The 1,652-nt window shown below is 72.0% G+C and carries 2 protein-coding genes; one reads left to right on the top strand and one right to left on the bottom strand.

Annotated elements, in window-relative coordinates; translation table 11 throughout:
• Window positions 1-26 precede the first annotated feature (26 nt).
• A complete protein-coding gene (locus tag Q7W29_09065) occupies window positions 27-902 on the top strand; it encodes an alpha/beta fold hydrolase (protein MDO9171967.1) in 876 nt (291 codons plus the stop codon).
• Window positions 903-909: 7 nt separating this feature from the next.
• Here Q7W29_09065 and Q7W29_09070 read toward each other — a convergent pair.
• The coding region (locus Q7W29_09070) for an SDR family oxidoreductase (GenBank protein MDO9171968.1) at window positions 910-1,652 on the bottom strand (743 nt) is incomplete at its 5' end.

Here is a 1,652-nt window from a genome sequence, read left to right on the forward strand (position 1 = left end):
AACGTGTGCGGGGTGAGAATGGTCCGATGACCACCTCGACCTCCTCCTTCATCTCCGACGCCGACCGCACCCCGATCGTGACCTACACCTGGGCCGACGTGGACGGCCCGCCCACCGGCGTGGTGCAGATCGCCCACGGGCTGGCCGAACACGGTGAGCGCTACGACCGCTTTGCCCGGGCGCTCAACGCGGCCGGCTTCGTGGTCCACGCGGTGGACCACCGCGGCCATGGGCGCACCGCCAACGGGCGGCTGGGCGACTTCGGCGCCGCCGGGTTCGGCGGCCTGATCGCCGATGTCGCCCAGTTCGGCGCCGCGCTGCGCGCGCAACACGGTGGCCTGCCGGTGTTTCTGTTCGCGCATTCGATGGGGTCGTTTGCCGCGCAGGCGGCCCTGCTCGACCACTCGCGGACCTGGTCGGGTGTGGTGCTGTCCGGCTCGACCGCGCTGGACGCGTTCGGCGCGGCCATGGCCAACGCGCCCGCGGACGCACCCGCCGGGCTCGAAGCGTTCAACGCGGGCTTCGAGCACCGCACGGGCTACGAGTGGCTGTCGCGCGACCCCGCCGAGGTGGACGCCTACGTGGCAAACCCCTGGTGTGGCTGGGACGTGCCGGCCGATGTGATCCCCGCCTTGTTCGAGCCCGCGCCCCGGGTGGCCGACCCGGCGCTGCTGGCCGGCATCCGCCGCGACCTGCCGGTGCTGATCGCCTCCGGCGACGCCGACCCGCTGGCCGGCGGCGGCGCGCTGATCCAGCTGCTGGGCCAGCGCTACCGCGAGGCGGGCCTGGCCGACGTGACGGTGAAGCTGTACCCCGGCGCCCGCCACGAGATCCTGAACGAGAGCAACCGCGACGAGGTGACCGCCGACATCGTGGCCTGGCTGCGCGCTCACGCGGCGTAGTGGCGTCCTAGACCGTCGGCACCGTGCCGCCGTCGATCAGGTGCTCCGATCCCGAGATGGAGCCCGCGCGCGGTGACACCAGGAAGGTGATCGGATCGGCCACCTCTTCCGGCCTGGCCGGTCGTCCGAGCGGGATGCCTCCCAGCGACTGCATGATGATCCGCTGGCCGCCTTCGTAGTCCGTCCCGGCCTGGCGGGCCAGCCGCTCGGCCAGCGCCACCGAGGCTTCCGTCTCGATCCAGCCGGGCGCGACGCTCAGCACGCGAACGCCCTTGGGCGTCACCTCTTTCGACAGCGCCTTGCTGTAGGTGGACAGGGCCGCCTTGGCCGCGGCGTAGGCGGTCGTCGATTCCGGCAAGGGCAGCAGGCGCTGGATCGAGCTGACATGAACGATGACGCCGGAACCCCGGGCCAGCATGGCGGGCAGCAGCGCACGGTCGAGCCGCACGGCCGGCATCAGGTTCTGGTTCAGTTCGTTGAACCAGTGCGCATCGTCGAGGGCTGCGAAGCCGCCGCCCGGCGCACTGGAGCCACCCAGCACGTTGACCAGGATGTCCACGCCGCCCCATAGGCTGAGCACCGACTGCGCCACGTCCGCCACGCCTTGCGCCGTGGTGAGATCGGCTGCGATGTAGGTCACGGCGTCGATGGCCGTTGCGGGCAGCGAACGCACCGTGGTCTTCACCTGCTCGCCCGCCGCGTGCAGACCGCGCACCACGGCGGCGCCCACGCCCTTGGTTCCGCCCGAGA

The organism is bacterium (assembly GCA_030654305.1).
Taxonomy (GTDB): domain Bacteria; phylum Krumholzibacteriota; class Krumholzibacteriia; order LZORAL124-64-63; family LZORAL124-64-63; genus PNOJ01.

Bases quoted from the DNA above. Each gene is read 5' to 3' on its own strand.
- Q7W29_09065 (MDO9171967.1), top strand. From the start codon at position 27: ATGACCACCTCGACCTCCTCCTTCATCTCCGACGCCGACCGCACCCCG.